Consider the following 25,341-nt stretch of genomic DNA (forward strand, 5'->3'; position numbering starts at 1 on the left):
GGCCATCGACATCACGGTCAACCGCAACGCCGTCCCGTTCGACCCGCGCCCGCCGATGGTGACCTCCGGGCTGCGGATCGGCACCCCGGCGCTGGCGACCCGCGGCTTCGGCGAGGCGGCCTTCGCCGAGGTCGCGGACATCATCGCCGAGGCCCTGACCGCCGACGCCGGCGCGGACCTCTCCGGCCTGCGCACCCGGGTGGAGGCCCTCGCCGCCGCCCACCCGCTCTACCCTGCCCTATAGCCCGTCCCGGTAGTTGAGCCCGTCGATGCATTGGGGGTTTGACGGGCTCAACCACCGACATTTGAAGCATGACCAAGTGAGGAACCGACAATGGCTGTTGGAGTCTTTGACCTTTTTTCCATCGGAATAGGACCATCCAGTTCCCACACCGTGGGTCCCATGCGGGCCGCCGCCGTGTTTGCCGAAGAACTCAAGTCCCTCGGCAAGGTGGCAGAGGTGGCGTCGCTGCGGGTSGACCTCTACGGCTCGCTCGCCGCCACGGGCCACGGCCACGGCACCATGACCGCCATCCTGCTCGGGCTCGAGGGCTTCCATCCCGAGCAGATCCTCCCCGAGGAAGTGGAGGACCGGCTGGCCGCSATCGCCGGGACCGGCACSCTGCAGCTGGCCGGATCCGTGCCCCTGCCGTACGGGGTGAAGGACATGGTCCTGCGGCCGCTGACCATCCTGCCCCGGCACACCAACGGGATGACGTTCACCGTCTCCGACGCCGGGGGYGAAACCCTGCACAGCGCCACGTTCTTCTCCGTCGGCGGCGGCTTCATTGTCCGCGAGGGCGAGGAGGACGCGGCCCTGAAGGAACTCGACGMRTCSAAGAAGGAACTGCCGCTGCCGTTCCGCACGGCGGCCGAACTGCTGGAACACTGCCGGTCCCAGGGCCTCTCGATCGGCGAGATCATGCTGGTCAACGAGCGCGCCTCCCGCACCGAGGCGGAGATCCGGGAGGGYCTGCTGCACATYTACTCGGTGATGGAAGGCTGCGTCGAGGTCAGCCTCAARCGCACCGGGCTGCTGCCYGGCGGGCTCAAGGTCCGCCGCCGCGCGCCCGACTGGCACGAGCGGCTYCTGAAGGAGGACAAGGACCGGGACCCGAAGTACTGGCAGGAATGGGTCAACCTGATCGCGCTGGCCGTGAATGAGGAAAACGCCTCGGGCGGGCGGGTGGTCACCGCCCCCACCAACGGCGCCGCCGGCATCATCCCGGCCGTGCTYTACTACGCGCTGCACTTCGCCCCCGGCATGGACCAGGCCACCCAGGCCGACCGGGACGATGTGGTGGTSAAGTTCCTGCTGACCGCGGCCGCGATCGGGGTGCTCTACAAGGAGCAGGCCTCGATCTCCGGCGCGGAGGTCGGCTGCCAGGGCGAGGTGGGTTCGGCGTCCTCGATGGCGGCCGCCGGCCTGGCCGAGGTCATGGGCGGCACGCCSSMRCAGGTGGAGAACGCCGCGGAAATCGCGATGGAGCACAACCTGGGCCTGACCTGCGACCCGATCGGCGGGCTGGTCCAGGTCCCGTGCATCGAACGGAACGCGATCGCCGCCGCCAAGGCCATCAACGCCGCCAAGATGGCGCTCTGGGGCGACGGCACGCACCGGGTCTCCCTCGACGAGGTCATCGTGACCATGCGGGAAACCGGCAAGGACATGAGCTCCAAATACAAGGAAACGGCCATGGGCGGCCTCGCCGTCAACGTCGTCGAATGCTGAAGGAAAGAGAACTATGACACTGGCACCAGAAGGCCGGAAGATGCTGCGCATTGAGCAGCGAAACGCGGCCACACCGGTGGAACGGAAGCCGGAATGGATCAAGGCCAAGGTCCAGATGGGCCCGGAGTTCGTCCAGCTCAAGAACCTCGTCAAGAAGGAAGGCCTGCACACCGTCTGTGAAGAGGCCGGCTGCCCGAACATCTTCGAATGCTGGGAAGACAAGGAAGCGACCTTCCTGATCGGCGGCTCCGAATGCACCCGGCGCTGCGACTTCTGCCAGATCGACACCGGCAAGCCCTCGCCCGTGGACATGTTCGARCCCACCAAGGTGGCCCGCTCGGTCCAGGCMATGCAGCTGCGCTACGCCACCGTGACCGGCGTGGCCCGCGACGACCTCGCCGACGAGGGCGTCTGGCTCTACGCCGAGACGGTCCGCAAGATCCACGAACTGAACCCGGGCACCGGCGTCGARCTGCTGATCCCCGATTTCTCCGGCAAGCCCGAACAYATCGCGGCGATCTGCGACTCCAAGCCCGAGGTCTTCGCCCACAACGTCGAAACCGTGCCCCGGATCTTCAARCGGATCCGCCCGGCGTTCCGCTACGARCGCTCCCTGGACGTCATCACCCAGGGCCGCAGGCTCGGCATGGTGACCAAGTCCAACCTGATCCTGGGCATGGGCGAGACCCGCGAGGAAATCTCCGAGGCSCTSCGGGACCTGCACGAGGCCGGCTGCGACCTGATCACCATCACCCAGTACCTCCGCCCCTCCGAACGCCACCTCCCGGTGGACCGCTGGGTCAAGCCGCAGGAATTCGTGGACCTGCARAACGAAGCGGACGAGATCGGCTTCCTCGGCGTCATGTCCGGGCCCCTGGTGCGCTCCTCCTACCGCGCCGGCCGGCTCTGGGCCACCGCGATGCGCAAGAAGGGCTGGGAAATCCCGGCCGAACTCGCCCACATCGAAAGCTCCGGCAGCACCCGCCAGGAAGCCAGCTCACTGCTGGCGGCTACGGCCTGAACAACCCAACCCTGATGCCCAAAAACCTGATGCCCAAAAACCTGATGCATTGAGAGGACCAATGATGTTCCCCATCAGAATAGAAATCATCCCTTCCGAGGGAATCGTTGAGCGGGTCACGGACCTGGTGCCGTTGACCACCACGCTCACGGTGACCTGCCTGCCCCATCACGGCATCGAGCGGACCATGCGCACTGCCGTGCAGCTTGGTGTGCTGGGCTACACCGTCATCCCGCACCTCGCCGCGCGCAGCCTGCGTGACCGGGCCGAGCTGACCGGAATCCTCCGCGACTGTGATGCTGCCGGCATCCGCGAGGTGTTTGTCATCGGCGGGGACCGGAAGCAGCCGGCCGGCCCGTATGAGTCCGCCCTTCCTCTGCTGGAGGATATTGCGCAGTACTCCGGCGGGTTCGTGCGGGCAGGCATTGCGGGCTACCCGGAGGGCCACCCCTCCGCCGGCCCCGTGGACATGCTGGACGCGCTCCTGGCAAAGCAGCACCTGGCCTCGCACGTTGTGACCCAGATGTGCTTCGCCCCGGAGAAAATCCTTGACTATGCGGCGCTGCTGCGCCGCGAAGGCGTCGAGCTGCCCGTCTGGGCCGGGGTGGCGGGGTCCGTGCCCCGGACCAAACTGGTCTCCCTGGCGACGCAGATCGGCGTCGGAAGTTCCCTGAAGTTCCTCAGCCGGAAGGGCCCACTGGCGCGCAAGCTCCTGAGCGGCGACCGCTACTCCCCGCAAAGCCTGGTGTCCGGGCTGGAAAGCCAGCCTGGCAATCTCGCGGGCATCCACCTCTACAGCTTCAACAGCCTTGACTCTGTTCCCGGCGGACCGGGTCAGGCGCCCATCTCAGCAGCACTCCAGACAGCATTGATTCGAGGAGCAGCACGTGACAACTGAAACCGTACCTTCCCAGCAGGAACCGCATCTTGAGCGGCAGCTCAGCAATCGGCACATCCAGCTGATCGCCATTGGCGGCGCCATCGGCACCGGCCTGTTCATGGGCTCGGGCAAAACCATCTCCGCGGCCGGACCCTCTGTCATCTTCGTCTACATGATCATCGGCTTCATGCTGTTCTTCGTGATGCGGGCCATGGGCGAGCTCCTGCTAAGCAACCTGAACTACAAATCCTTCAGCGACTTCGCGGCGGATCTCCTCGGGCCCTGGGCCGGCTTCTTCACCGGATGGACCTACTGGTTCTGCTGGGTGATCACGGGAATCGCGGACGTCATCGCCATCGCAGGCTACTCCGAGGAACTCTGGCCGGGGCTGCCGCTGTGGATCCCGGGCCTGGCCACCGTGGCCATCCTCCTGCTACTGAACCTCACCACGGTGAAGGCGTTCGGCGAAACGGAGTTCTGGTTCGCGCTGATCAAGATCATCGCGATCGCGGCGCTCATCGTGGTGGGTCTGTTCATGATCTTCAGCGGTTTCCAGTCCGACGCCGGCCCTGCCAGCTTCACGAATCTGTGGAGCCACGGCGGTTTCTTCCCGAACGAGTTCATGGGTTTTGTGGCCGGCTTCCAGATCGCAGTGTTCGCCTTCGTGGGCATTGAGCTGGTGGGCACCACCGCCGCGGAGGCCAAGGACCCGGAGAAGAGCCTGCCGAAGGCCATCAACTCCATCCCCATCCGCGTGCTGCTCTTCTACGTGGGCGCCCTGATCATCCTGATGTCTGTCACTCCCTGGACCCAGTTCCAAGCAGGCCACAGCCCGTTCATCGCCATGTTCTCCCTGGCAGGGCTCGGAGCTGCGGCAACGATCGTAAACCTGGTGGTGCTCAGCTCGGCCATGTCCTCGGCCAACTCCGGCATCTACTCCACCTCGCGCATGGTCTACGGGCTGGCGCAGGAGGGCGACGCGCCGTCGGTCTTCAGCAGCCTGTCCCGGCGGAAGGTCCCGCAGAACGCCCTGTTCCTCTCCTGCGTCCTCCTGCTCTCCGGTGTGGTCCTGATGTACGCCGGACAGGACATCGGCAAGGCCTTCGACATGGTGACCACCGTGTCCGCCGTCTGCTTCGTGTTCGTCTGGTCCATCATCCTGGCCAGTTACCTGGCCTTCCGCCGCCGCCGCCCGCACCTGCATGAGGCGTCCAAGTTCCAGATGCCGGGCGGAATCCCCATGGTCTGCGTGGTCTTCGCGTTCTTCGCCTTCGTTCTCTGGGCGCTGACCACGCAGCCGGACACGCTTCTGGCGCTCCTGGTCACGCCGGTCTGGTTCGTTCTGCTCGGCACCGCGTGGTTCGTGCTGCGCCGGCGTCCCGCCCACCTGGCCCGTTATTCACGGTTCCAGGCCGAGCTCGCGCAGGAAGAGGCATCAGCTGTTGCACGAGAGCTTGAGAAGGTCCAGAAATGACCGCACAGACCCCAAACAGCCCCGACCCTGCACCTGCGGAACCCGCTGCCACGGCAGAGCATGTCCTGACCGTCGACTGTGCGGAGTCGCCGGGCATCGTCCACGCGGTCTCGGGATTCCTGCTCGACCACGGCTGCGACATCCTGGACATCAAGCAGTACGGGGACAAGGGGCAACGGCACTTCTTTATGCGCGTCCACTTTTCCTCGGGTTCCTCCTCCGACTCCTCCTCAGACTCCTCCTCGCGCCAGGAGTCCTTCAGCACCGAGGACCTGCGCCGCGACTTCACGCCTGTGGCCGAGAAGTGGGAGATGAATTGGCAGCTGGAACCGCACGGCCGCAAACGCCGCGTCCTGGTCATGGTGTCCAAAATGGGCCACTGCCTCAACGATCTACTGTTCCGGGCGCGCACCGGCGACATCCCGGTGGAGATCGTGGCCGTGGTGTCCAACCACCGCGACCAGGAGGGCCTGGTCCAGTGGCACGGCATCCCGTTCTTCCACCTGCCAGTCACCAAGGACACCAAGCCCGAGGCAGAGGCCCGGCTAATGGAGCTGGTGGACGCCTTCGACGTGGAACTCGTGGTGCTGGCCCGGTACATGCAGGTCCTGAGCGATGAGCTCTCGGCCCAGCTGGCAGGACGGACCATCAACATCCACCACTCGTTCCTGCCCAGCTTCAAAGGCGCGAAGCCGTATCACCAGGCCTACGACCGTGGCGTCAAGACCGTGGGCGCCACGGCCCACTACGTCAACGCCGAACTCGACGAGGGCCCGATCATTTCCCAGCAGGTCATCGACGTGGACCACACGTACACCGCCGATGCCCTGGTGGCGGTGGGCCAGGACGCCGAATGCGCGGCACTCCGCAACGCCGTCCGCTGGCACTGTGAAGGCAGGATTCTGCTGCTCGGCAACCGCACCGTCATTTTGCGGTAGGCCATGAAACCGACAAATGTGCCGCGCTGCGAGTCATCGCACCGGAAGCGCGCCGATCGGCGGTTGCGCAGGGAAACCTGGGCTGTCATTCTCACAGCCGGTGCCCTGTTGGCAGTCATCCTGTCGCAGGCACTGTCCTATGGAAACTGACTAAACGAAAGCGGACGACGGCGGGAGGGCCCGGCGTCGTCCGCTGGCCGCTATTGGCCGGCGGGTTGGAACAACTCGACTACGTTGCCGGACGGATCTTCCAGCAGGATCTGCTGTCCGCCTGGGCCGGTGACGATGTCGTTCCGGAACGTGAGGCCCGCTGCGCGCAGCCGGTGCACTTCGGCCGCGATATCGCCCACGATGAGGTGGATCCGGTTCCATCCTCCCGGCGCTGGCACCGCGCCGTCCGGCATGGGCCGGCCTGCCGAGCTGCTTGGCCCGCTCAGGAGGAGCCGCAGCCGGCCGCGGGTGACGTCGGCGAACGCCGGTGCAGCGCTCATCCTGAGGGTGAACCGAGGTGCTTTGTATAGAAGTCGACCGCCGCATCTACGTCGGCCACCATGTATCGGACGCTGACCAGTTCCGTAAGGTCGTTGGGCATTTCTAGCTCCTTTCCGAACTCGTTTGGGAGTTTTCGATTGCGTAAAGCAGGAACTGGATCCGCGTGTTCAGTTCCTCTGCGGTGCGAACAAACGCCGGATAACTGTCCTGACTGGCTGCCTCGGCCGCCGGATCGGGGATGCTCCAATGCACCATCGCCGGCGCCCCCGGGAAGTCCGGGCACACTTCCCGCACGCGGTCACAAAGGCTGATCACATAGTCGAAGCGCTGCTCGGCGAACTCACTCAGATGCTTGGAGCGGGCGCCGCTGATGTCCATGCCACGCTCACCCATCACGCGCACGGCGTTGGGGTGCAGGTCTTTGGGGTGGCTGCCGGCGCTGGCGGTTTCGACCCGTGAGCCGCCCAGGCGCCCCAGGATCGCCTCGGCCATCTGGGAGCGGGCGCTGTTGCCCGTGCACAGGAACAGCACCCGAACGGGTGACTGCGCGCGTGACTGACCCGGCGGTCCCCCAAGACCGTCCGCGGGCAGTGCCAGCTCAGCCGGGACCAGCCGCAGGCCGGCGTGAAGCGCCGCGGCGGATGCGGCAAGCCGTTCGCGATAGGCAGCCAGGTTGAGGCTGCAGTACGTGTCACGTCCGTCAGCCGAGCTGCGCCGCATGGTCACCAGACCGGCTGCGCGCAGTTGGCCAAGATGGTAGGAGGTCAGGCTCTGCCTCTGACCCACCAGCGCCGTTAGTTCGCGCACCTGCCGGTCGCTGCGGGCCAGCTCGCCCAGCAGCTGCCACCGCACGGGGTGTCCAGCCAGGCGGAGGAATTCCGGCGCCGCCTGATCCTCTGGGGATATGGTGTGGCTCACGCCACAATTCTATCAATTCAGATAGATCGATCAAAGAGGTTTGATTGATCTATCTGAGGGCGGGACGCAGCGCTATGCCCGGGAGTCGCCTGGGCCGGACTCCAGCAGCCCGCCGCCGGCCCAGCGCCTGAGCGCGAGCTTCTCGGCGTCGTCGAACTCCATGAGGGCAAGCCGGCACAGCTCTTCCACGTTTCTGGCCCATGCGGCGGCGAGTTCCTGGGCCGTCATTTCCTCGGAGAGGGAACCTCCCGCGTACACCACGCCCTGGATCACAAAGTTGACGGCCGAGCGGGATACCGGCTGCCCGGCCGCAACGCAGTCGTCCCGGACCACGCGGGACAGCTCGTTTCGAGTGACCGGCTGCTCATGGAGCCTGGCCGCCATGGCCTCGAGCAGTTGACGGAACTGGGCGGCGGAGAGTGCAGGCACATCAGTGACCCGGGCAACCCGTTCCTCGATGCCGGKCCCGTCCTCAGCCTCGGCGGGCAGATCGTCGCCGGAAAACCTCTGCGCGTCCCAGACCCAGCCACCCCGCGCAGCGGAATATTCAACGCCGTGGCCGATCTGTGCCACCCAGCTACCAAACTTTCCCCAGCCGCCCCAGTCGGTCTTCAGCGAGGGATCGGCCGTGAGTGCCCGGTGAGCCACCATGGCCCCGACAACCGGGCCCGGGGCAGTCCGGACAAAGTCGCAGACCTCTTTGGCCGCGCCGGAGAGAGTCRTGGCCTTGGACTTGGTCGTCTTCACAGCCCCTTCTGCCCGCTGCGTCTGGACAGATGCCACGGCATGGATCTCGGCCGAGGTCCCGTTGAGGATTGCCACGAAGTCGTGCGACTCCACCACGCTGTCGGCCATCTCCCGGTAGGCGAACGCCACGGCGCCGGCCGCGATCACCGTCGTCATGCGGTCAGCTGCCCGGAACCGCTGGACCAGCGACGTGAAGTCCGCGTCCGCCGACGCGACGAAGAATTCCTCAACATGTGCCGCGCCGGACAGGGCATCCATCGCGTCCAGCACCAGGTTGATGTCGGTGCTGGACTTGCCCCGCTGCGTGAGGGACGGGCAGTCGATCACACGGAAGCCGGCACGCGTCCAGTACGGCCTGTACTTGGAGTAGATCACCGGATTGAGGTAGCAGTTGCGGATCAGGAAGCGCCGGGATTCCTCGCCCGCGCCGCCGGCGGCCAACGCTTCCGTCCAATGCTTGGGATCCTCAGCGAATCTCTTGGCGGCCGCCGGGTCCAAGGCCATCAGGCCGGTGTAGACGTTGTCGAAATCCACGAACATCGCGGCGCGGATGCCAGGCCGCCTGGACTGGGGGAGAGGATCGCTCATCGGCTCAGTGTGCCAGCAAGAGTGGGGGACGTACCAGATGTGACCTTCACTGTGGCGGCCAGTCGCGGTTCTGGGCCTTCTGGCGCGCCGTCGTAAGCGGTGCGGCGGACCGGGCCCGGGACGCCGGCGCGATTCTCAGCGCCGCTGGGGACCACCCGGATCAATGACGTCGGTCATCCCTTGGGTACTACCGGGTAGGAACTGGTGAGGGCGATTCGGTTGAAGGAATTGATGCCGACCGTCATCCAAGTGACCGCTGAGACCTGCTGTGGGGTGAGGAAGTCAACAGCTTCCTCGTAGAGGCGCCGGTTCGCATGCGAGTCGGCTATCCCGGTGACGTACTCGCTGAGGCTCAGCGCGGCCTGTTCCTGCTCCGTGAAGTAGGACGTTTCCCGCCATGCCGGCAGGACCGCGAGGCGTTCACTGGTCTCGCCCTTCTTGATGGCGTCGCCCGTGTGGAGGCGCATGCAGAAGGCGCAGCCATTGATCTGCGAGGTCCTGATTTTTATCAGTTCGATTAGCAATGCCGGCAGGCCTGCGTCTTTGGCGGCAGCATCGGCCTGTGCGGATAACGCAATCGCCACCTTGTACAACTCCGAGTGTTCCTTGGCTACGTTGATGTTGATAGGGGTCATGACAGACATATTCTTTTCAATCCTGTTCTTGGGTAAGTCCGGTGAAGGGGGCTTCCTCGGCTCTTCGTCCAGTCTGCGAAGTCGAGTGACCAGACGCCAAAGAAGTGGGACGAAGTTGCCGGTAGCGTTCCACCCGAAAGAGAGGAAAACTCGCAGGCTATTTCGTTCGGCTTTGAGCGTGCGCCGTGGAGATTCCGCGCAGTGCAAGGTCGGTCAGGGCCGCAACGAAGGGCTCATCAATGCGCTGCCCGCTGACGAGCAGGCGGTGATGGACTGCGCCGTAGATCGCATCAATCGCGGTTCCTAGGTCCACTTCCTTGCGGATCTGTCCCCGGCGCTGGCCCTTGAGGAGGATGACCAACAACGATTTCCGGCGCTCCTGCAACAGGGTTGCCCGATACAGCTGGGCAAATTCGTCATCGTTAATCGCGTCGACGATCAACCCCGAGACGGTGGAGGCAGCGCCGGCGAAGTTCAGGCAGTGGGCCAGCTTCATCAGGTACGTCCGAAGGTCCTCGATCGCGTTCCCCGTGTCCGGCACAATGGTGAGTTTGTTGGTCTTGTACGTGTAGGCCTCGAGGATGAGGGCCTGTCGGGAGGGCCAATACCGATAGATCGTGGACTTGCTGACGCCGGATGCGCGCGCGACCGCATCGATGGTCACCGACGGGTAGCTGAGCCGGTCTATGAGATCCACGGTGGCCAGAAGCACCGAACGCCGAGTTTCCGTCGTGGGTCCACCGACCTTCGCGGTCGCACCGCTCGAACGGGAAGTCAACGTGGGCCCGTCACCTTGGACGCGCATCCGGTCCTCCTCTCCCCGCAATGGCTTCGCAGATTGTCGCCGATTCAGCTTTACACCCACCAAAACAGGCCCCACAAGGCCCAGTCTCCGAAGGCGTCCCTGAAGGGACGTCGATCCTTGCCCGCTTTTGTCCTTTCGACCGATTCCGGTTTTTGAAAGGTCGGCGCAAGTGCTCTGTTTTTGGCTACCGAACTGTGCCTCATGGCGAGAAACGCCCCGACGATCATCACGGCAAAACCGAGGACACCGACCAGGATGTTCGGAACGGGGCCCTGAAGCGCTGCGCCCAGCAGCAGGAGCACAAAGCCAGCCACCACGGTAACTGCCCCGGCGACGATGTGGAGGGCAGAGCGGTTAGGGGTCGGCAATTCTTCCATCGCCTTGGCGAATGTGGGGTGGTCCTCTTTGAACTGCTTCTCGAGCTGCTCAAGCAAACTTTTTTCGTGTTCCGAGAGGGGGCTGTGGGACATGGAGTGCCGATCGTTTGGTAGGGACTTAGTGGGAGGAGCCCAGGCGCAGAGGTCCGTGAAGTCGTCTTGTCAGGCGATGCGGACAGGGCCGACGACGGCGGTGTCGTCTCCGCCAGATGGGGAGACGACGCCGTCGCCAGACTTGGGACAAACGCACTGTCATGGCGTCCGGGCGAGCAGGCGCCGCTCGCAAGAGGCAGCGCCGAGGGGGCACGTTACCGGGGCGGGCGCCCGTATCCTTCGAGAAGCCGGAGCCAGACCTCGTTGACCGTGGGGTAGGCAGGTACCGCATGCCACAATCGGTCCAGCGGTACTTCTGAGACGACCGCGATTGTCGCGGCCTGCAGCAGTTCGCTCACGTCCGGGCCGACGAACGTCACGCCAAGAACGACTTTCCGCTCTTCGTCAACGACCATCCGGGCGGTGCCGGTGTAGCCGTCGGCCCGCACACTGGCGCCGGCGACGTGCCCAATCTCGTAGTCGACTACCTTGATGTCGTAGCCGCTCTTCCGTGCGGCCGCGGCGGTGAGCCCCACGGACGCGATCTCGGGATCGGTGAAGGTGACCTGCGGCACCGCCTGGTGGTCGGCGGTGGCCACATGGGTTCCCCATGGCGCGTCCGATACTGCTGCTCCGGAAGCGCGGGCGGCGATAACGTCACCGGCCGCCCGGGCCTGGTACTTCCCCTGGTGGGTGAGCAGGGCCCGGTTCGTCACGTCGCCGGCAGCATAGAGCCAGTCGAATCCCGGAACCAGCATAGTGTCGTCAGTCTCGATCCACGCCCCGGGCTTGAGGCCGATCGAATCGAGGCCTATATCTCCAGTGCGGGGTGTACGACCCGTCGCGACGAGCACCTCCTGGGCGGAGATGGTCCTGCCGTCCCCGGTTTCGAGGGTGACGCCGCTTTCGTCCCGGGTGACGCGGGTGGTTTTCGACTCGAGAATGACGTGGACACCCTGCGCACGGAGGGCTTCCGCAACTAGCTCACCAGCGAACGGCTCCATGCCTGAGAGCAGCCCGCTGCGGGAGATCAGGGTTACCGCCGTGCCAAAGGCTGCAAAAGCCGTCGCCATCTCGGTGGCAACAACGCCGCCGCCGATGATCGCCAGGCTTTCAGGAACAGTCCTGATGCTGGTTGCCTCCCGGCTCGTCCACGGCCGGGCATCAGCGAGTCCGTCGATGTCGGGCAGGAGCGCGTCTGATCCCGTGGCAACGGAGACGGCATGACGTGCGGTGAGCACCGTCGTCGAACCGTCCGTGGCCGTGACAGTGACCTCCTTGGGGCCACTGAGCCGGCCCTGACCGCGCACCAGGGCAATGCCGGCGCTTTCGAGCCACCTCACCTGGCCGTTGTCGGACCAGTTGCTGGCGAACGAGTCCCGCCGTGCCAGCACGGCCTGCACGTCGAGTTCACCGGTCACGGCCTGCGCGGCCCCGGGAACCTGACGGGCTGCCCGCAGCACCTGGGCGGAGCGCAGCAGCGCCTTTGATGGCATGCATGCCCAGTAGGAGCACTCGCCCCCCACGAGCTCGCTTTCGACAATCACGGCGCTCAGGCCGCCCTGGACGGCGCGGTCGGCGATGTTCTCTCCCACGGCGCCGCCGCCGAGCACGATCAGGTCGTATTCTGCTGAACCGCTGTGGGTGCTCAACGTCCGGGCGCCCGGGTGTTGATTTCCTGGAGAAGCCAGCTGTTGCCGTCCGGGTCGCTGAAGGAGGCAAAGGACTGGTAGTCGGCGCGTTCCGGGTGCGGGCCCGCAACGCGGTGCTGGTTGTCGAGGTTGAAGATGAATCCCTTCGCGTAGTGGAATACCTCGGAGACGTCGACGCCCTTTTCAGCGAGGTCGGCCCGGGTCGCGAGGATGTCCTTCACGGCGAAAATCTGGTTCTGGAGTGATCCGGGTGCGGCAGCGGTGATGCTCTTGCCGATCATGATCGATGCTTCCGACCCGGGAGGGGTCAGCTGCGCCACCCGGAAATCCTCGCTGGCGATGTAGTCGATATCGACGCGGAATCCGAGCGACTCGTAGAAGGCCTTGGCCCGGTCGACGTCGGAAACGGGAACGAACAGTACTTCAAGCTTCAAATCCATGATGTTAATCCTTTGTGTTGAGTTTGCTGAGTGGGTTGGTGGTTTTTGTACGGCCACAGGCTGCGCCGGTTGCCCGGGGAGGCGGAGACCCTAACCGGTGGTGAGCCGGTGCCCAGCCGCGGCGAGAGCGCGGGTCATGTGTTCCGCGTACCACTGCGGCCATTCGGTGTCGTACACCCCGCCCAGGACTTCGGCTTCGTAGATGCCGTGAGCAGCCGCGGCCTGCTTGAGTGCGTCTGTCAGTATCTCGGTGGTGGTCTGCGCCATTTGTGGTTCCTTCTCAGTGGGTTTGACGGTCTACGTGCTTCCGCTGCCCGGGAGGGGGCGGGATCTTGGGGGGAAGTGCTGAAGAATGCGGCAACCACTTCTGCGTCACCGGTTCAACTGGTAACGATATTGGCATGCATTTCCGTCACCTGTCAAGAGGGTGACGTTGGATGGAACCTTCATTCAGCTAGCTTGACATTTTGGTAGTCAGCCGCCACAATCTAACTACTACAACTGGAAGTTAGGCAGGTGGGTCGATGTCAATCAAACTCAAAGGCGCGCTCGAGGATCGGGGCGCCTGGCGGATGGAGAACTGCTCCATCGCCATGACGATGGAAATAATCGGAACCCGGTCATCGATGCTCATCCTGCGGGAGGCCATCTACGGCACCACCCGATTCGACGACTTCGTGCGACGGACAAAAGGCACCGATGCCATAGTGTCCGCCCGGCTCAAGCAACTTACGGATATTGGCCTCTTCGAGAAGCGTCCGTACCAGGAAGAGGGCAAGCGGAAGCGCTATGAGTACGTCCTGACGCCGAAGGGTGCAGATCTCATGCCGGCGGTGTTCGCGCTGATGCAGTGGGGCAACCGGTATTTGCAGTCCGACGACGGCGGCCCGTTGCGCCTCGTGAAACGCGGCACGGACATTCCAGTCGTTATCGGACCCCATATCGAATCGGATGCGCAGCTCGGGTTCGACGATCTCGAAATTGCCGCAAACGGCAACTGGATCGAGCAGGGGCACGCCTGATCAGTCAGCGCCGCGCTGCCCCGGGCGCCGGACCACAACATACAAATCAACTACGTTGCCGGAGAGCGTTGGCCGGCAGAACAGAAGCCTTTCAATGTCGCCTAGTACAACCCTCGAAACTCGTCCTCCGGCCGCTCCCCGTCGCTCCAAGCTTCCTTCCGGGGTGGCTTTCGCAGGGAGCGCGGTCACCTTCATCAGCCTGTACCTGGCGGCGGGTGCGCCGACGCCACTGCTCGCTTTCTACCAAGAGCGGTGGGGCTTTCCCGCGGCGGTTCTGACCCTCGCGTTCGCCGTCTACGCGATCGGCTTCCTTGCGGCCATGCTGACTGTCGGTTCACTCTCAGACCATGTAGGCCGGCGGCCCGTGCTGATCGGTGCACTCTTCGTTCAACTCGTGGCGACCCTGATGTTCCTGGCAGCGCCCGACATCGGGTGGGTGATCGCCGCCCGCGTCGTGCAGGGCCTCGCCACCGGCGCTGCCACCAGCGCATTCACAGCCGCCCTCGCCGAACTCGCACCGCCGAACCGAAAGAAACTGGGCAGCATCCTTGGCAGCGTCGGCATGACCGCAGGGCTCGCTGTCGGCGCATTGCTTGCGGGGTTCGCCATCCAGTTCACGCCCGAGGCGAACACGATCATCTTTGCCGTCCTCGCCATCGTGACCGTCCTGGGAATCGTCGTCGTCGCGCTCTCTCCCGAGAGCGTGACCCGCACACCCGGAGCGTTGCGTTCCCTGATCCCGCGCATCTCCGTTCCGCCGGCTGCCAGAAGAGAATTCGCCGCCGCCGCCCCCGTGATAGCCGCAATCTGGATGCTCGCAGGTCTGTCCCTCGGACTCGCGCCGACAATCGTACGCAACGTCTTCCACTTGAACAGCGGCCTGGTCAACGGCCTCAGCGGTTTCATTGCGCCGGCAACTGCTGCTGTCGTGGCTGTCGCCCTCGGGCGGCTTAGCCCTCGGAACGGTATGACTCTTGGGATCTACGCGTCCATCGCCGGGACCATCGGCGTCGTGACCGGCGTGCTCGCCGGAAGCCTTGCGCTCATGATCGCCGGGCTGGTCATCACGGGCCTCGGCTTCGGGGCAGCCTTTTCCGGATCACTGCGCCTGATCATGCCGCTGGCCGGCCCCCAGCAGAGGGCGGGCATCGTGGCAGCCATTTACGTTGTCGCCTACATCGCGTTCGGCCTGCCCGTCATCATCGCTGGCCAGCTCGCCGCCCCGCTGGGCCTCATGCCGACGGTTGTCGGATATGGAGGCGCGACTGTCGTCCTCGCGCTGATCAGCCTCATCTCGCAGTTCGGCATCAGCCGCGGCCGTCATGAGTGAAGGGCGATCAGAGTGACAGGGAGAGCAGGTCTTGGGTCTGCATGGAGTGTTCACCTCGCGATGCCGAGGGTGGCGATGAGGTCTTCGTGCAACTCGAACCATACGCGGTGGAAGGAGTCACGGTCTGTGGCTGTGAGCCAAGCCGGTTCCGTGGCTGCGTTTGCCACTGCTTGCTCGAGGCGTTTCGCGTATCCGCTGAACCGCGATATCACCGCGGTCAGGCGGACTTCCAGATCGCTTAGGGATGCCGCCGCCTGGGCGAAGGTTTGATGTGTTTGCTCGTCGATCCCACCATTTGGCTGATATCCATCGGCGAGCCAGTGGAGTTGGAGTTTGCTGCAGGCGGCCACGACGTCGGCGTTCACCGGTGCAAACTTCGCGTGCACGGCCGTGACCACTGCATAACCGCCTGTGCTGTCCAGTTCCGCCGCCAGGAGCCGTTCGTTTTCAGTCCTGCCCGCGACTGTCAGGGACCAGCCCCGGGTTCCCCCGAATGAGGAGCGCAACGCCCACCCTTTCGCGCCGGCATCAATAAGGAGTCGTTCGGCGTGGTGCGGATCCTGGCCGAACCGCTCTGCAACTGACCCAGTGTCAGCGAAGCCAAGCAGCCTCAAGGCGTGGAGGGTGAGCATCATTGATGATTGCTGCGGGCTCGTCATGGACCCGCTCCGGGACTTGCCGGTTTCCCGTGGACGGTTCCATGAGTTCCGTCCACCATGAGCGTCGTTCCGGCAGTGATACGGGTCAGGGCGTCCGTTATCCCCAGCACGGCGGGGATGCCGTATTCGCGGGCGACGATAGCGGCATGCGAAAGCATCCCGCCCGTTTCCGTGATGACTGCAGCGACCACCCCGAACAACGGTGTCCAGGCGGGGTCAGTCGTGCGGCAGACCAGGACGTCGCCAGGGGCCACCGCGGAGAATTGGTCGAGGCTCTCAACGGTGCGCGCAGTCCCGCACGCGGTACCCGGGCTGGCGCCGATTCCGGTGAGAACGGCGCTGGCGTGATCCAAACTTTCTGTCCCGGCTTTGGCCGGAGAGGTAGATTCCATGTCAGCCCACCGCACCCGTCTCGGGTCTGCCGGACAGCCGGTCGAGTCTCTGCTGCGCCGCCTGCGCCGAGCGGAGACCAAGGCTCTGCGCAATCTGTGCCCAGGTCAGCCCCTCGGCCCGTGCCAGAAACAGGAGCGCGGTTTCCAGGCCATCCATCTCGGCCCGGGCGGCTGAAATAAGGGTGAGGCCCGCCCGCAAGTCCAGACCATCCACCGCCCCTCCGCTACCGGTCCCGTTGGCCCGCCACAGGACGTGCTGGAGCAGGTCGCTCGCGGAAGGGGGTTGCCGCTCACCCAGCCAGGGCCTGGGCGGCAGTTCGGAAGCGCCTCTGTCCAGCAACACCCGCGTCGCCTGGCTTTGGCGGAGAGCCTCTGCAGCATCGCGGGACTCGCCACCGGCTCCGTTGATCTCGTTCATTCCGGCCTCCGTTCCCGTCGGCTCTACGCCCGCCGACACCACCACTTTCTGGCATCAACATCGTGTTGTCAACAATTTGTTGATGCGACGCGTGGACCTTCCCGTCCCACGCCCCGGCCGCTAGGCTTCTGGGCAACGATGTGACCACCCGCGGATTCTTCGCTTGCCCTTGGCCCCTTAGGGAGCCTCTCCGCCGCTCAAGAAAGGTCCCTCATGCCGGACTCCAGCGTCGAAGGGATCGCACGCTCCTACATCCAGGCCGTTGGCTCCCACGATATGGAAGCCCTTGAAAACCTGCTCGGTGAGGATCTTGTAGCCACTTTCGCCGGCACGACCCTCGACAAGGCCGAATGGACCACGGCACTCAAGCGCCTGCTCCCGGCCCTCGTCCGCAATGGGATCCGGGAGGTCTTCACCGCGCAGGACCGTGCCTGCGTCGTGTATGACTTCATCACCGATACGGCTGCTGGTGCCGTGAGGTGCATCGAGTTGCTCACCATCAACGCAGGCAAAATCCGCGAGATCGAACTTGTCCTGGACCGGGTCGCCTTCGCCCCCGTCAATGAGGCCCTGAACGCGCGGGTGCCGCCGGCCCAATAAGGACTACCATCAGCTTTCCGAGCCCTCAGAGATCCGAGGTGCCGCGCGGCTGGACCGTCTTCGGGTGAGGGCGGGTCAGTCGATCCGCTCGGCCAGGGACACGATATTCCCCTCCGGACCGCGCACGTAGGCCATGCGCCAGATGTTCTCATACTGGCCGATGTCGCCGACCGGCCCGTAGCCGTCCACGGTTATTTTCCGGCTGCAGGGACGAGCCTCTCTTCTCTTTTGCGGGCACGGTAGGCGGCAGCTTTCATCTTGTTGCCGCAGGGGTCCATGGCGCACCACTCCCGGCGCGCTCCCCGGGACCGATCGATGTAGACCCGGGTGCACTCGTGGTTCGCGCACTCCTTGAGCAGCGGCACGTCGGGTCCGCTGAGGACCTCGATGGCATGCCGTGCCACAGTTGACAGCGCCTCTATTGGGGTCGCTTCCGTCACTCGCCCGTCAGGCGTGAGCTGCGGGACGGCCGGCGGTGTGCGGGCGGCGTCGTTCACGATGGAGAGGGCGTCGCCGTCGTAGTCATCCCCGGCTATTTTGGTGTGAACGAGGGAGTAGATGGCCTCCCGGATCACGATGGCCTGCTCAAGGTCGGCCGGTTGAAATTGGGTGTCCCCGTCGATAATGCCCGATTCGCGGAACCAGGCGTCCAGGCTCTCAGGTGACGAGAACATCTCCAGCGGTGTCCCGAGCCGTGAGCGCACCGTTGCGGCGAAGTCGAGGGCCGGATTGCCGCAGACGAATGAATGTTTCATGTCACCAGTTTGACAGGTGACGCTTCCAAATGCAAAAATCGTCACCTGCTTAACAAGTGACCGGCCGCAGGGCTTCATGGTCATTGCAGCCCATCCCCTCAACTGGAAGAAGATCCCATGCCTGACCGCAGTGTGGAACGAACCACCGGCCGCTTCTGCGCAATGCGCGCATTGTTCCGTCGAAAGAGGGCGGCATTAGGGGAGAAGAAACCCAGCATGACCAAATCGAGCGTGGGGAGGACCGCCGAAGGGGAGCGACATCCGCTCCGGTACGGCGAGAAAATCCCAGACGCCCACTTCTGGTGGTTTTAGTCGTACAACGCGGACCAACGAAAAGAGACGCAATTGCGTAAAAACATGCTTGCCGTCGGCTTGCTCGGCGTTGTACTCACCAGCGGCTGCGCCTTAGGCAGCAATGCACCCGGCAGGGCCGCCGGCGCGGTCAAGGACGGGGCGAGGAGGGAAACCATCGGCAACGTCGCGTCAGAGAACTTCACCCGGCAGCTCTACGGGTCGAGCGCGGTCGGCGCGGCAACCCTCACGGGTGCAGCCGGGGTTGACCCCGCGGGCCTGGTGCTGGCTGACGTGGAGGACGCCGAAGCGGACCGCGCAAAGCTCCTGCAGGAAGCGCGCCATCGGGCGCTCCACGACCCGCTGACGGGACTGCCGAACCGGCGGCATCTGGAGGAAAGCCTGCTGGCGGCCCTGGCCCGCGCCGGCGAACAGCGGAACCGCGTAGGGGTGCTCTTTTGCGACGTCAACAACTTCAAGCGGGTGAATGACACCCTGGGCCACGCGGCCGGAGACCAGGTCCTGGAACACGTGGCCCTGATGCTTTCCGGGGCCGTGCGCGGCGCGGACACCGTGACGCGGTACAGCGGGGACGAGTTCGTTGTCCTGATCCCCTGGCTGGAGCATCCGGGGGAGCTGGAGGCGGTTGCCGGGCGGGTCCAGAGCTGCCTGGCCGGCGCCGTCACCATCGCCGGAAGCGAGCTACGGCTGGGCATGTCCGTTGGCCAGGCGGAAACGGCCGTTCGGGCGGACGCTGCTGCGGCAGAACACAAGGAACTGGCCACGGCCCTGCTTTTGGCCGCCGATCAGGACATGTACCGGATCAAGACCGAGATGCGTGGGGCGGTGACTGCCAGTTGACCTGCGGGGACTGATACACGGACTGATACACAACAACGACGGCGGGAGGTGGCTCCCGCCGTCGTCGTTTGGTATTGCCAGCTGCCTGGAACCCGGCTTTAGGCTCCCTGGTTGAGGCTGAGCGTGAAGGTGTTCGGGCCGCTGGCGTGCACCGCGATGTTGCTCTTGGCGGTGTTGTGGCGCTCCGAGTGTTCGTGGATCAGTGCGTCCAGCTCGTGGTGCATCGTGGAGCGGTCCCAGAGCTTGTGGGTTACAGAGGTGGCAGTTTCAAACGTCATTGTTCAGTGCTTCCATTCATGAATCCGGAGGTCCGGCTGCCGCACCGATGCGGAGCCGCCGTGGGGCCAAACCAGGAACGCCTGAGACCTTGGGCAGCTCTTTGAGCTCACCGGTTTGGCCTCATTGCGTCCACCAGGATGGGTGCCCCAAGCTCACTGCGGACGCGTAGCGTCGGAGGGAACGTCAGGGCTGCGTGGGCGGGAACCGTTGTTTCCCACTTTGCCTTTCCATAGTGCACAGCGTCGCAGGGGAGGCTCAAGCCAGATGGCGAAAATTGGCGCGTGAGACTGATCACAGCTGCCCGGTCGGCGCGAAAGACGACGGCGGCCCGGGTTCATTGCGGATGGCCGAGCGGCGCCTAGGACCGGGGCCGTTTCGGCCAAAGCCGCACAGTGGGCACATGCATGTGCACGTGCACGCGGCTCAGGCCCCGGGCAGGTGCGGGTGTGACCGGCACTGGCCCGCCAGGTTCTGGTCCCGCTGCGGCGGCGGCCCGTCCATAGCGGGCGGCCAACGGCGCGGCGCTGAATCCATGCGCCAGGACGCTGAGCAGCACGGTGGCCGTGATGACGCCCACAGCCTCGTCGGACACCGGTCCGACGGCTTCCAGCGCCAGCAGTGCGAACACGAGGGAAGCGAGGCCGCGCGGACCGAACCAGCCCACAAACAGGATGGTGTTCCGGTCGAGGCCGGCACCAATCGAGGCCAGTGCCACCGGAAGCATGCGCACCACCGTGAGGCTGAGCACGGCATACAAGATGGTCAGGGGGACGAAGTGCGAAAGCATGGTCGGAACGGCGATGGCTCCGAAGGCCAGCCACACGAGCAGTGACGCCAGGCCGCCCACCTGTTCGACGAAGACCAGGGCGGCCGGGGCCCGGTGACCGGCGCACGTGCCGAAGGCCAGCCCAGCACAGAACGCGGCGACGAATCCGTTGCCGCCCACGGCGACGGCGGAGGTGTAGGCGAGCAGGCTCAGGGCAAGGACTCCGATGCCGGCGAAGTCCTCGGCGGCGATACCGCGCCGGCGGGCCAGCTGCAGCAGCCACCCGCCCAGTGCACCCGTTGCTGCGCCGACACAGGCGCCGATGAGCAGCTCGACGGCCGCGCTGCCGGGAGCGGCAGCGCTCTCCAGGCCTGCTGCGGCGGCTGCACCGGCGATCGCGACCATGACGATCGGGGTGGCGATGCCGTCGTTGAGGCCGCTCTCGACGGTGATCAGCTGGCGGATCCGCGACGGCACCACCGGATTCGTCACCACGGGGACCCCGAGGGCGGCGTCGGTGGGGGCCAGCGCCGCGCCTACGAGGAGGGCCAGCCACAGCCCGAAGTGGGGGAAGAACCAGGCGGCCAGGGCCCACCCGAACACGATCGTCAGAGGCAGGCCGACACCCAGCAGCCGCACATACCGGCTGACGTCCCGGCGCAACTGCTGGAGCGGCAGGCGGGCGGCGTCGGAGAAGAGCACCCACACCAGGGTGATCTCGACCAACGGAGTGACAGCCTCCGGGGGCGCGGAGCCATCGACCAGACCGGACCAGTTGAGGGCCGCGCCGACCGCAATGAACACCATCGGAGCGGTCAGGTCCGCCTGCTGCAGCCGCGCCGACACCAGCGCCCACCCGAACAGGGCGGCGGTGATGAGGGCTAGGACGGTCATTTCCATGACGGCTCTGTGCTCGCTTCCGTGCGCCCCGCTTGCGGGTTGCCCCATTCCAGCACCCGAATCGGTCCGCCCACGGGGACCACGCTCCCTCCGCCGCATAGCGCACTAAACGTTCCCTGCGCTCACTTTCCCTACAGTTCAGTGAACCCCTCTCCCCGACACTGCGCCAGAGAATTTAGCCCCATGCTGCCCTACTCCTGCACCGCCGGCGTCGCTTTAGGAGCCAGGTCCATGGTTGTCAGGCGCAGCCAGAGCCAGAGCCGCTGCTGAGGGTCGTCCAGATCGAGGCCAAAATCCTTGGCCAGGCGCCCCACCCGGTACCGGACGGTGTTGTTGTGCACATGGAGTCGTGCGGCCATCGCGGAGATATTTCCGTTCGACGTCAGGTAGGCCCGCAGGGTCTGAAGATAGTCGGTCTGCTGGTCGGCGTCGTGGGCTTGGATCCGTGCGATGTCGTCCAGATCCCCCAGCCCGTTGTCGTCGATGAAGGCCCCGATTTTCAAGAGGTTCAGCGGGATTCGATGGTCCTCGAAAAGCCCGGCTGCGGAGGCCTGTCCGCCAGTATCGCCCGGCACTGGGGTGTGCCGGTGGAGCAGATATTGCTGTGTTTGCAGCGCTTCAGCCCTGGATCGAGGCAGGTCTTGCAGCTTGGGTGCGATGCCTCCGACGGCGGCAATGATCGGGTAGGAGCTGATCGTGTTGGCGTAGGCCCCGATCTCCTGGGCTACGCGCCGGTGCACGGTCCGCGGGCTGGTTCCCCCGCACGGCAGAAGGGCGTAGACCACCGAGCCAATGAGGGCGGTGTGGCTCGTCTTGAACTGGATGTTGCAAACCGTCGTGACAAGGCAGCAGCCGGTGAATTTCGCGCACCGACTCCAGTGTCCCGGATTCGGGGCGGTTGATTGAAAAAGCCGCGACCGCGAGCCCTTGGGCGGCATCGAGCCCGAGCTGGGCGGCGGCAAAGGACGCGTGGACGGTGTCCTCCATCAACGTTCGAATCAAGTCCCCGTTCCGGCGTTCGCCAAAATCGGATGCCGAACGGGCGTGGAGCATGTGCAGCCCTGCCAGCGGCGCCATCCTGTTGAGCGACTCCAAGGCTGTCTGCCGCTTGTCCTCGCCGGGATCGATGATCCAGATCGAGCCGAGCAGTTCACCGCCGGCTCTCACGGCAAGGGCAAGGCGGGCCATCTCATCATCCGCTGCCGGGATCAGCACCGCATTTCCGGACGCATAGACGATCTTGAAATCCGCGTCGAAGGCGGGCGGCTTGATCTCTTGCAGGGAGAGCGTGGTGACGCGGCGCAATTCGTCGATGGGCTGGCCCGGCAGGGTCGAATAACCAAGCACCCGTCCGAGCGGGTCCACGATGCTGGCTGCGCCGCTGGTGATGGACGCGGCAGCGTTGGCAAAGGCGTAGAGATCCCCGAGCCGGACCCCGGAGACGGAATCGACGGCGGCGCCCATGACCGACGCCCGGGCCAGCGCCACCAGCCGCGTCCAATCGGCATTGTCGGGTGCGACCAGGACCGCGAGGCTGTGGCGGACCGCGGCGGATTGCAGCTCGTCCAGGGACGCCCCGTGGGCCTTGACGATCACTGCGGCCGCGTTGCTGTTGGACGCCCGGTGCAGCAGCTGGTCAAAATCCGGCGAGCCGCAGCTCAGCCCGACAGCCAGGATGATCCGGTCCTCGATGCTGGTCCATGCGTCCATGGGGTCATACATGAGGACGTCCGAGACGGGATGGGCGAGGTTGTCCGGCGCGGGATTGGCGTGCACCAGATCGGCCTGCATGAGTTGGATGCAGTCGGACAACCGCACCACCGCAGCGTTCTGGTCGAGCTCAGCAACTGGCTGTTCCCCTTGATCCATGCATGGACGATATCACAGGTCAAAATCAATTCTTTTGGAGGAATCAACATGTAGGCAAGGTGAGATCTTCGTCACCATTGAGGGACGCAGTTGATCGAGCGTTCCACGCAGGACCTACACGCAAGACATAAAGGACGCGATATGAGAATGAAAGACATCAAGTCACTGGCGGCGGTTCAAGGCCCCGCCCGGTCAGTGGCGGAACGGCTGTCGCGGCGGTGCTACAGCGTTGAAGACATGCGGAAACTGGCCGCCAAACGCCTTCCCGGGAGCGTGTTCGACTACATCGAGGGCGGCGGCGAGGACGAGGTCTCCCTGCGGCGCAACCGGACGTCCTTTGATGACTGGGCCTTCCTGCCGAAATGGGGATCGGTGGAGCACCTGGACCTCAGCTCCACCCTCCTGGGCGGCCGGGTTGCGATGCCGCTGACCCTGTCCCCAACCGGCGGCACCAGGTTGTTCCACCCCGACGGCGAGTCCGCGGTGGCCCGCGCGGCCCTTGAGGCCGGCGTTCCCTACGGGCTGGCGCACTTGAGCACCACCACTATGGAGCACGTCAGCGCCGCCGCACCAGGGCTGCGGCGATGGTTCAACCTCGAGCCCACGGCGGACAAAGGCCTCCTGCAGGCTGTCCTGGACCGGGTCTCGAACGCCGGTTACGAAGCGCTTGTGGTCAACGTCGACTGCCGCGCCATTGGTCACCGGGAACGCGACTACCGCAACGGATTCACCGCCCCGCCGTCCATCAAGCCCAAGACCGTCATCGAAGGGGCACTGCACCCCCGGTGGGCCCTTGGATTCCTGGCCAACGATGCGATCGCCTTCCCGAACCTGGACGCGGAAATCCCTGAAGGCCCGCTCTCCAGCACCCCTGACATGTGGCGGACCCTGCTGGCGGGGTCCTACGAACCGACCGACTGGGACGACATCCGGGACCTAAGGGAGCGGTGGAACGGTCCCATCATTCTCAAAGGTGTGGTCAACCCCAGGGACGCCGTCATGGCAGCCGGGATCGGCATCGACGCCATCCAGGTCAGCAACCACGGCGGCAGACAGCTGGACCACATGGCTTCGGCCCTGGACGTACTGCCCGAAATTGTCGAGGCGACGGCCGGCCGGATTGAAATCATCGTCGACGGCGGCATCCGCCGCGGCTCCGACGTCGTCAAGGCCCTCGCTCTCGGCGCCGACGCCTGCTCGATCGGCCGCCCCTACCTGTACGGGCTTGCCGCAGCCAGCCAGGCAGGCGTTGCCCATGTCCTGAAGCTGCTGGCAGCGGAAATGACGCGCACCATGATGCTCCTCGGAGTATCCACGATCCAAGAGTTGCGCGACGAGGGCCGGGACCTGATCCGGCACCGCAGCGAGGCCAACGCCTGCACCCTTCCCCCCGAAATCCCCCCGGCCCAGCTGGCCTACTCCGATCTGAGGACCCCCTGATGAAAACCCCCACAGCACCTGCTCCCGTGAAGCGCATTCACCGCGGCATTCCTGCCGTCATGGCCACGGCGGCACTCCTGCTCGCGGCCACCGCCTGCGCGCCGGGCACCGCCACCCTGGCGTCGACACCGGCGACGCCGTCGGGAGACTCCGCCGGGAACGGCACCGGAGTCCCCGCCCTCGCGGTCAACGACGCCGCCGCACAGTTGCTCCCGGAATCGATCAAATCAACAAGGGTCCTGCGCGTGGCCATCCCCACCAACGAGCCGCCGACACAGTTCTACCGGGAAGGAACCCAGGAGATGACGGGGACCAACCCGGACATCGCACGCCTCCTCGGTGAGGCCCTGGGCGTGAAGGTGGAAATCCAGGTGGCCAATTTCGACTCCATCATCCCGGGGATTGCCGCTGGGCGGTACGACATGACCGTCTCCTCGATGACCCCCACGGACAAGCGCATGGAGGTCCTGGACTTCGTTGACTACATGCAAATGGGCAACTCGATTGCCGTGGCCCAGGGGAACCCGCAGGGGATCACCGATCAACACGCCCTGTGCGGTAAGAAGCTGGGCCTCCTGACCGGCTCCTACCAGCTCACGATCAACGTCCCCGAGTACGACAAGGCCTGCACCGCGGGCGGCAAGGACACCATCCAGAGAAGCGAGTTCCAGGACACGCGGCAGGCAATCTCCGCTCTTGGCAGCGGGCGGCTGGACGCCGTCCTGGCGGATTCACCCATCCTGAACTTCGCCGCCACGCAGAACCCGCAGATCGAGATCGCCTCAAAATATGACTTCACGCCGGTCGGTGTGGGCTTGCCCAAGGACTCCGGCCTGGTCAATGCCGTCTCCGCTGCCCTCTCCGGTGTCATCCAGAGCGACTCGTACCTCAAGGTGCTCGGAAAGTACGGCCTGGAGTCCAGCGCCATTACCGACGCCCGCGTCAATTTCGCCCAATAGGAGGTGAG

Annotated in this window: 29 protein-coding genes and 1 pseudogene; 12 read left to right on the forward strand and 18 right to left on the reverse strand. The window is 65.1% G+C overall.

Annotated elements, in window-relative coordinates; translation table 11 throughout:
• From AC1D2F_RS17035 to purU, 6 genes and pseudogenes are all read left to right on the forward strand, one after another.
• Positions 1–244, forward strand: a pseudogene (locus AC1D2F_RS17035) (serine hydroxymethyltransferase); the annotation flags it as partial.
• A 90-nt stretch (positions 245–334) separates the two neighbouring features.
• Positions 335–1,732, forward strand: a complete 1,398-nt coding sequence (locus AC1D2F_RS17040) for an L-serine ammonia-lyase (protein ID WP_476967230.1) — start codon at positions 335–337, stop codon at positions 1,730–1,732.
• 13 nt (positions 1,733–1,745) lie between these two features.
• The gene (gene lipA / locus AC1D2F_RS17045; RefSeq protein ID WP_476967231.1) at positions 1,746–2,753 is read left to right on the forward strand and encodes a lipoyl synthase; all 1,008 of its coding nucleotides are present in this window, start codon (positions 1,746–1,748) and stop codon (positions 2,751–2,753) included.
• A gap of 61 nt (positions 2,754–2,814) precedes the next feature.
• On the forward strand, positions 2,815–3,651 hold the full coding sequence (locus tag AC1D2F_RS17050; protein WP_364744257.1) for a methylenetetrahydrofolate reductase: 837 nt from the start codon (positions 2,815–2,817) through the stop codon (positions 3,649–3,651).
• A complete protein-coding gene (gene cycA, locus AC1D2F_RS17055) occupies positions 3,641–5,107 on the forward strand; it encodes a D-serine/D-alanine/glycine transporter (protein ID WP_476967232.1) in 1,467 nt (488 codons plus the stop codon). The genes AC1D2F_RS17050 and cycA overlap by 11 nt, the downstream gene beginning before the upstream one ends.
• Complete coding sequence (gene purU, locus AC1D2F_RS17060; RefSeq protein ID WP_476967233.1) at positions 5,104–6,045, forward strand: formyltetrahydrofolate deformylase; 942 nt, start codon at positions 5,104–5,106, stop codon at positions 6,043–6,045. Before cycA ends, purU begins: the two co-directional genes overlap by 4 nt.
• Positions 6,046–6,245: 200 nt before the next feature.
• Here the strand turns inward: purU and AC1D2F_RS17065 are convergent, their stop codons facing one another.
• The 10 genes from AC1D2F_RS17065 to AC1D2F_RS17110 all read right to left on the reverse strand — a co-directional run bounded on the left by AC1D2F_RS17065 (position 6,246) and on the right by AC1D2F_RS17110 (position 13,059).
• A complete protein-coding gene (locus tag AC1D2F_RS17065) occupies positions 6,246–6,536 on the reverse strand; it encodes a VOC family protein (protein WP_476967234.1) in 291 nt (96 codons plus the stop codon).
• Positions 6,533–6,637 carry a VOC family protein gene (locus AC1D2F_RS17070; RefSeq protein ID WP_476967235.1) on the reverse strand — a complete coding sequence of 35 codons (105 nt, stop codon included), beginning with the start codon at positions 6,635–6,637 and terminating at the stop codon, positions 6,533–6,535. Before AC1D2F_RS17070 ends, AC1D2F_RS17065 begins: the two co-directional genes overlap by 4 nt.
• 2 nt (positions 6,638–6,639) lie before the next feature.
• The gene (locus AC1D2F_RS17075; protein ID WP_476967236.1) at positions 6,640–7,455 is read right to left on the reverse strand and encodes an arsenate reductase/protein-tyrosine-phosphatase family protein; all 816 of its coding nucleotides are present in this window, start codon (positions 7,453–7,455) and stop codon (positions 6,640–6,642) included.
• A gap of 72 nt (positions 7,456–7,527) precedes the next feature.
• Complete coding sequence (locus AC1D2F_RS17080) at positions 7,528–8,790, reverse strand: NYN domain-containing protein (protein WP_476967237.1); 1,263 nt, start codon at positions 8,788–8,790, stop codon at positions 7,528–7,530.
• Between the two features lie 173 nt (positions 8,791–8,963).
• Positions 8,964–9,425, reverse strand: coding sequence for a carboxymuconolactone decarboxylase family protein (locus AC1D2F_RS17085; protein WP_364744251.1), 462 nt, complete (start codon positions 9,423–9,425; stop codon positions 8,964–8,966).
• 157 nt (positions 9,426–9,582) lie between these two features.
• Positions 9,583–10,230 (reverse strand): TetR/AcrR family transcriptional regulator, encoded by a 648-nt coding sequence (locus tag AC1D2F_RS17090; RefSeq protein ID WP_229995146.1) that lies wholly within the window; start codon positions 10,228–10,230, stop codon positions 9,583–9,585.
• Positions 10,231–10,280: 50 nt separating this feature from the next.
• Positions 10,281–10,700, reverse strand: coding sequence for a DUF3040 domain-containing protein (locus AC1D2F_RS17095; RefSeq protein ID WP_476967238.1), 420 nt, complete (start codon positions 10,698–10,700; stop codon positions 10,281–10,283).
• A gap of 215 nt (positions 10,701–10,915) precedes the next feature.
• Positions 10,916–12,352 (reverse strand): dihydrolipoyl dehydrogenase family protein, encoded by a 1,437-nt coding sequence (locus AC1D2F_RS17100; protein WP_476967239.1) that lies wholly within the window; start codon positions 12,350–12,352, stop codon positions 10,916–10,918.
• The gene (locus AC1D2F_RS17105) at positions 12,349–12,792 is read right to left on the reverse strand and encodes a VOC family protein (protein ID WP_229995143.1); all 444 of its coding nucleotides are present in this window, start codon (positions 12,790–12,792) and stop codon (positions 12,349–12,351) included. Before AC1D2F_RS17105 ends, AC1D2F_RS17100 begins: the two co-directional genes overlap by 4 nt.
• Before the next feature lie 90 nt (positions 12,793–12,882).
• Positions 12,883–13,059, reverse strand: coding sequence for a hypothetical protein (locus AC1D2F_RS17110; RefSeq protein WP_476967240.1), 177 nt, complete (start codon positions 13,057–13,059; stop codon positions 12,883–12,885).
• 257 nt (positions 13,060–13,316) lie between these two features.
• Here AC1D2F_RS17110 and AC1D2F_RS17115 point away from each other — a divergent pair, with 257 nt between their 5' ends.
• Together AC1D2F_RS17115 and AC1D2F_RS17120 are read left to right on the forward strand one after the other, a co-directional pair.
• Entirely contained in the window at positions 13,317–13,814 is a 498-nt protein-coding gene (locus AC1D2F_RS17115; RefSeq protein WP_229995141.1) for a winged helix-turn-helix transcriptional regulator, read from the forward strand.
• 163 nt (positions 13,815–13,977) lie between these two features.
• Complete coding sequence (locus AC1D2F_RS17120; RefSeq protein WP_476967241.1) at positions 13,978–15,144, forward strand: MFS transporter; 1,167 nt, start codon at positions 13,978–13,980, stop codon at positions 15,142–15,144.
• Positions 15,145–15,194: 50 nt separating this feature from the next.
• Here the strand turns inward: AC1D2F_RS17120 and AC1D2F_RS17125 are convergent, their stop codons facing one another.
• The 3 genes from AC1D2F_RS17125 to AC1D2F_RS17135 are packed head-to-tail and all read right to left on the reverse strand — an operon-like array spanning position 15,195 to position 16,613.
• Positions 15,195–15,779: a hypothetical protein gene (locus AC1D2F_RS17125; protein ID WP_476967242.1), complete on the reverse strand. Its 585-nt coding sequence runs from the start codon at positions 15,777–15,779 to the stop codon at positions 15,195–15,197.
• A 20-nt stretch (positions 15,780–15,799) separates the two neighbouring features.
• Positions 15,800–16,156: a PEP-utilizing enzyme gene (locus AC1D2F_RS17130; protein WP_476967243.1), complete on the reverse strand. Its 357-nt coding sequence runs from the start codon at positions 16,154–16,156 to the stop codon at positions 15,800–15,802.
• 40 nt (positions 16,157–16,196) lie between these two features.
• Complete coding sequence (locus tag AC1D2F_RS17135) at positions 16,197–16,613, reverse strand: hypothetical protein (RefSeq protein ID WP_476967244.1); 417 nt, start codon at positions 16,611–16,613, stop codon at positions 16,197–16,199.
• Positions 16,614–16,826: 213 nt separating this feature from the next.
• Here AC1D2F_RS17135 and AC1D2F_RS17140 point away from each other — a divergent pair, with 213 nt between their 5' ends.
• Positions 16,827–17,213 (forward strand): nuclear transport factor 2 family protein, encoded by a 387-nt coding sequence (locus tag AC1D2F_RS17140; protein WP_229995136.1) that lies wholly within the window; start codon positions 16,827–16,829, stop codon positions 17,211–17,213.
• Between the two features lie 191 nt (positions 17,214–17,404).
• Here the strand turns inward: AC1D2F_RS17140 and AC1D2F_RS17145 are convergent, their stop codons facing one another.
• Positions 17,405–17,968, reverse strand: coding sequence for a CGNR zinc finger domain-containing protein (locus tag AC1D2F_RS17145; protein WP_476967245.1), 564 nt, complete (start codon positions 17,966–17,968; stop codon positions 17,405–17,407).
• A 345-nt stretch (positions 17,969–18,313) separates the two neighbouring features.
• Here AC1D2F_RS17145 and AC1D2F_RS17150 point away from each other — a divergent pair, with 345 nt between their 5' ends.
• Complete coding sequence (locus tag AC1D2F_RS17150; RefSeq protein ID WP_476967246.1) at positions 18,314–19,120, forward strand: diguanylate cyclase; 807 nt, start codon at positions 18,314–18,316, stop codon at positions 19,118–19,120.
• A 98-nt stretch (positions 19,121–19,218) separates the two neighbouring features.
• Here the strand turns inward: AC1D2F_RS17150 and AC1D2F_RS17155 are convergent, their stop codons facing one another.
• From AC1D2F_RS17155 to AC1D2F_RS17170, 4 genes are all read right to left on the reverse strand, one after another.
• On the reverse strand, positions 19,219–19,398 hold the full coding sequence (locus AC1D2F_RS17155) for a hypothetical protein (RefSeq protein ID WP_229995128.1): 180 nt from the start codon (positions 19,396–19,398) through the stop codon (positions 19,219–19,221).
• Positions 19,399–19,757: 359 nt separating this feature from the next.
• Positions 19,758–21,065, reverse strand: a complete 1,308-nt coding sequence (locus AC1D2F_RS17160) for a cation:proton antiporter domain-containing protein (protein ID WP_229995127.1) — start codon at positions 21,063–21,065, stop codon at positions 19,758–19,760.
• Positions 21,066–21,256: 191 nt separating this feature from the next.
• Positions 21,257–21,640 carry a helix-turn-helix domain-containing protein gene (locus tag AC1D2F_RS17165; protein ID WP_476967247.1) on the reverse strand — a complete coding sequence of 128 codons (384 nt, stop codon included), beginning with the start codon at positions 21,638–21,640 and terminating at the stop codon, positions 21,257–21,259.
• Positions 21,641–21,683: 43 nt separating this feature from the next.
• Positions 21,684–22,934: a CdaR family protein gene (locus tag AC1D2F_RS17170; RefSeq protein ID WP_476967248.1), complete on the reverse strand. Its 1,251-nt coding sequence runs from the start codon at positions 22,932–22,934 to the stop codon at positions 21,684–21,686.
• A gap of 141 nt (positions 22,935–23,075) precedes the next feature.
• On the opposite strand from AC1D2F_RS17170, the gene AC1D2F_RS17175 reads away from it, so the two are divergent.
• Together AC1D2F_RS17175 and AC1D2F_RS17180 are read left to right on the forward strand one after the other, a co-directional pair.
• Positions 23,076–24,374 (forward strand): alpha-hydroxy acid oxidase, encoded by a 1,299-nt coding sequence (locus AC1D2F_RS17175; RefSeq protein ID WP_476967249.1) that lies wholly within the window; start codon positions 23,076–23,078, stop codon positions 24,372–24,374.
• Positions 24,374–25,333, forward strand: coding sequence for an ABC transporter substrate-binding protein (locus tag AC1D2F_RS17180; protein WP_476967250.1), 960 nt, complete (start codon positions 24,374–24,376; stop codon positions 25,331–25,333). Before AC1D2F_RS17175 ends, AC1D2F_RS17180 begins: the two co-directional genes overlap by 1 nt.
• Positions 25,334–25,341 lie beyond the last annotated feature (8 nt).

The sequence above is a fragment of the Arthrobacter sp. P1_B3 genome (genome assembly GCF_056406615.1).

Excerpts from the sequence above, each read along its gene's own strand:
- AC1D2F_RS17050 (WP_364744257.1), top strand. The coding sequence starts at position 2,815 with ATGATGTTCCCCATCAGAATAGAAATCATCCCTTCCGAGGGAATCGTT.
- purU (WP_476967233.1), top strand. The coding sequence starts at position 5,104 with ATGACCGCACAGACCCCAAACAGCCCCGACCCTGCACCTGCGGAACCC.
- AC1D2F_RS17065 (WP_476967234.1), bottom strand. The coding sequence starts at position 6,536 with ATGAGCGCTGCACCGGCGTTCGCCGACGTCACCCGCGGCCGGCTGCGG.
- AC1D2F_RS17070 (WP_476967235.1), bottom strand. The coding sequence starts at position 6,637 with ATGCCCAACGACCTTACGGAACTGGTCAGCGTCCGATACATGGTGGCC.
- AC1D2F_RS17085 (WP_364744251.1), bottom strand. The coding sequence starts at position 9,425 with ATGACCCCTATCAACATCAACGTAGCCAAGGAACACTCGGAGTTGTAC.
- AC1D2F_RS17090 (WP_229995146.1), bottom strand. The coding sequence starts at position 10,230 with ATGCGCGTCCAAGGTGACGGGCCCACGTTGACTTCCCGTTCGAGCGGT.
- AC1D2F_RS17095 (WP_476967238.1), bottom strand. The coding sequence starts at position 10,700 with ATGTCCCACAGCCCCCTCTCGGAACACGAAAAAAGTTTGCTTGAGCAG.
- AC1D2F_RS17105 (WP_229995143.1), bottom strand. The coding sequence starts at position 12,792 with ATGGATTTGAAGCTTGAAGTACTGTTCGTTCCCGTTTCCGACGTCGAC.
- AC1D2F_RS17110 (WP_476967240.1), bottom strand. The coding sequence starts at position 13,059 with ATGGCGCAGACCACCACCGAGATACTGACAGACGCACTCAAGCAGGCC.
- AC1D2F_RS17115 (WP_229995141.1), top strand. The coding sequence starts at position 13,317 with ATGTCAATCAAACTCAAAGGCGCGCTCGAGGATCGGGGCGCCTGGCGG.
- AC1D2F_RS17125 (WP_476967242.1), bottom strand. The coding sequence starts at position 15,779 with ATGATGCTCACCCTCCACGCCTTGAGGCTGCTTGGCTTCGCTGACACT.
- AC1D2F_RS17135 (WP_476967244.1), bottom strand. The coding sequence starts at position 16,613 with ATGAACGAGATCAACGGAGCCGGTGGCGAGTCCCGCGATGCTGCAGAG.
- AC1D2F_RS17140 (WP_229995136.1), top strand. The coding sequence starts at position 16,827 with ATGCCGGACTCCAGCGTCGAAGGGATCGCACGCTCCTACATCCAGGCC.
- AC1D2F_RS17145 (WP_476967245.1), bottom strand. The coding sequence starts at position 17,968 with ATGAAACATTCATTCGTCTGCGGCAATCCGGCCCTCGACTTCGCCGCA.
- AC1D2F_RS17155 (WP_229995128.1), bottom strand. The coding sequence starts at position 19,398 with ATGACGTTTGAAACTGCCACCTCTGTAACCCACAAGCTCTGGGACCGC.
- AC1D2F_RS17160 (WP_229995127.1), bottom strand. The coding sequence starts at position 21,065 with ATGGAAATGACCGTCCTAGCCCTCATCACCGCCGCCCTGTTCGGGTGG.
- AC1D2F_RS17170 (WP_476967248.1), bottom strand. The coding sequence starts at position 22,934 with ATGGATCAAGGGGAACAGCCAGTTGCTGAGCTCGACCAGAACGCTGCG.
- AC1D2F_RS17175 (WP_476967249.1), top strand. The coding sequence starts at position 23,076 with ATGAGAATGAAAGACATCAAGTCACTGGCGGCGGTTCAAGGCCCCGCC.
- AC1D2F_RS17180 (WP_476967250.1), top strand. The coding sequence starts at position 24,374 with ATGAAAACCCCCACAGCACCTGCTCCCGTGAAGCGCATTCACCGCGGC.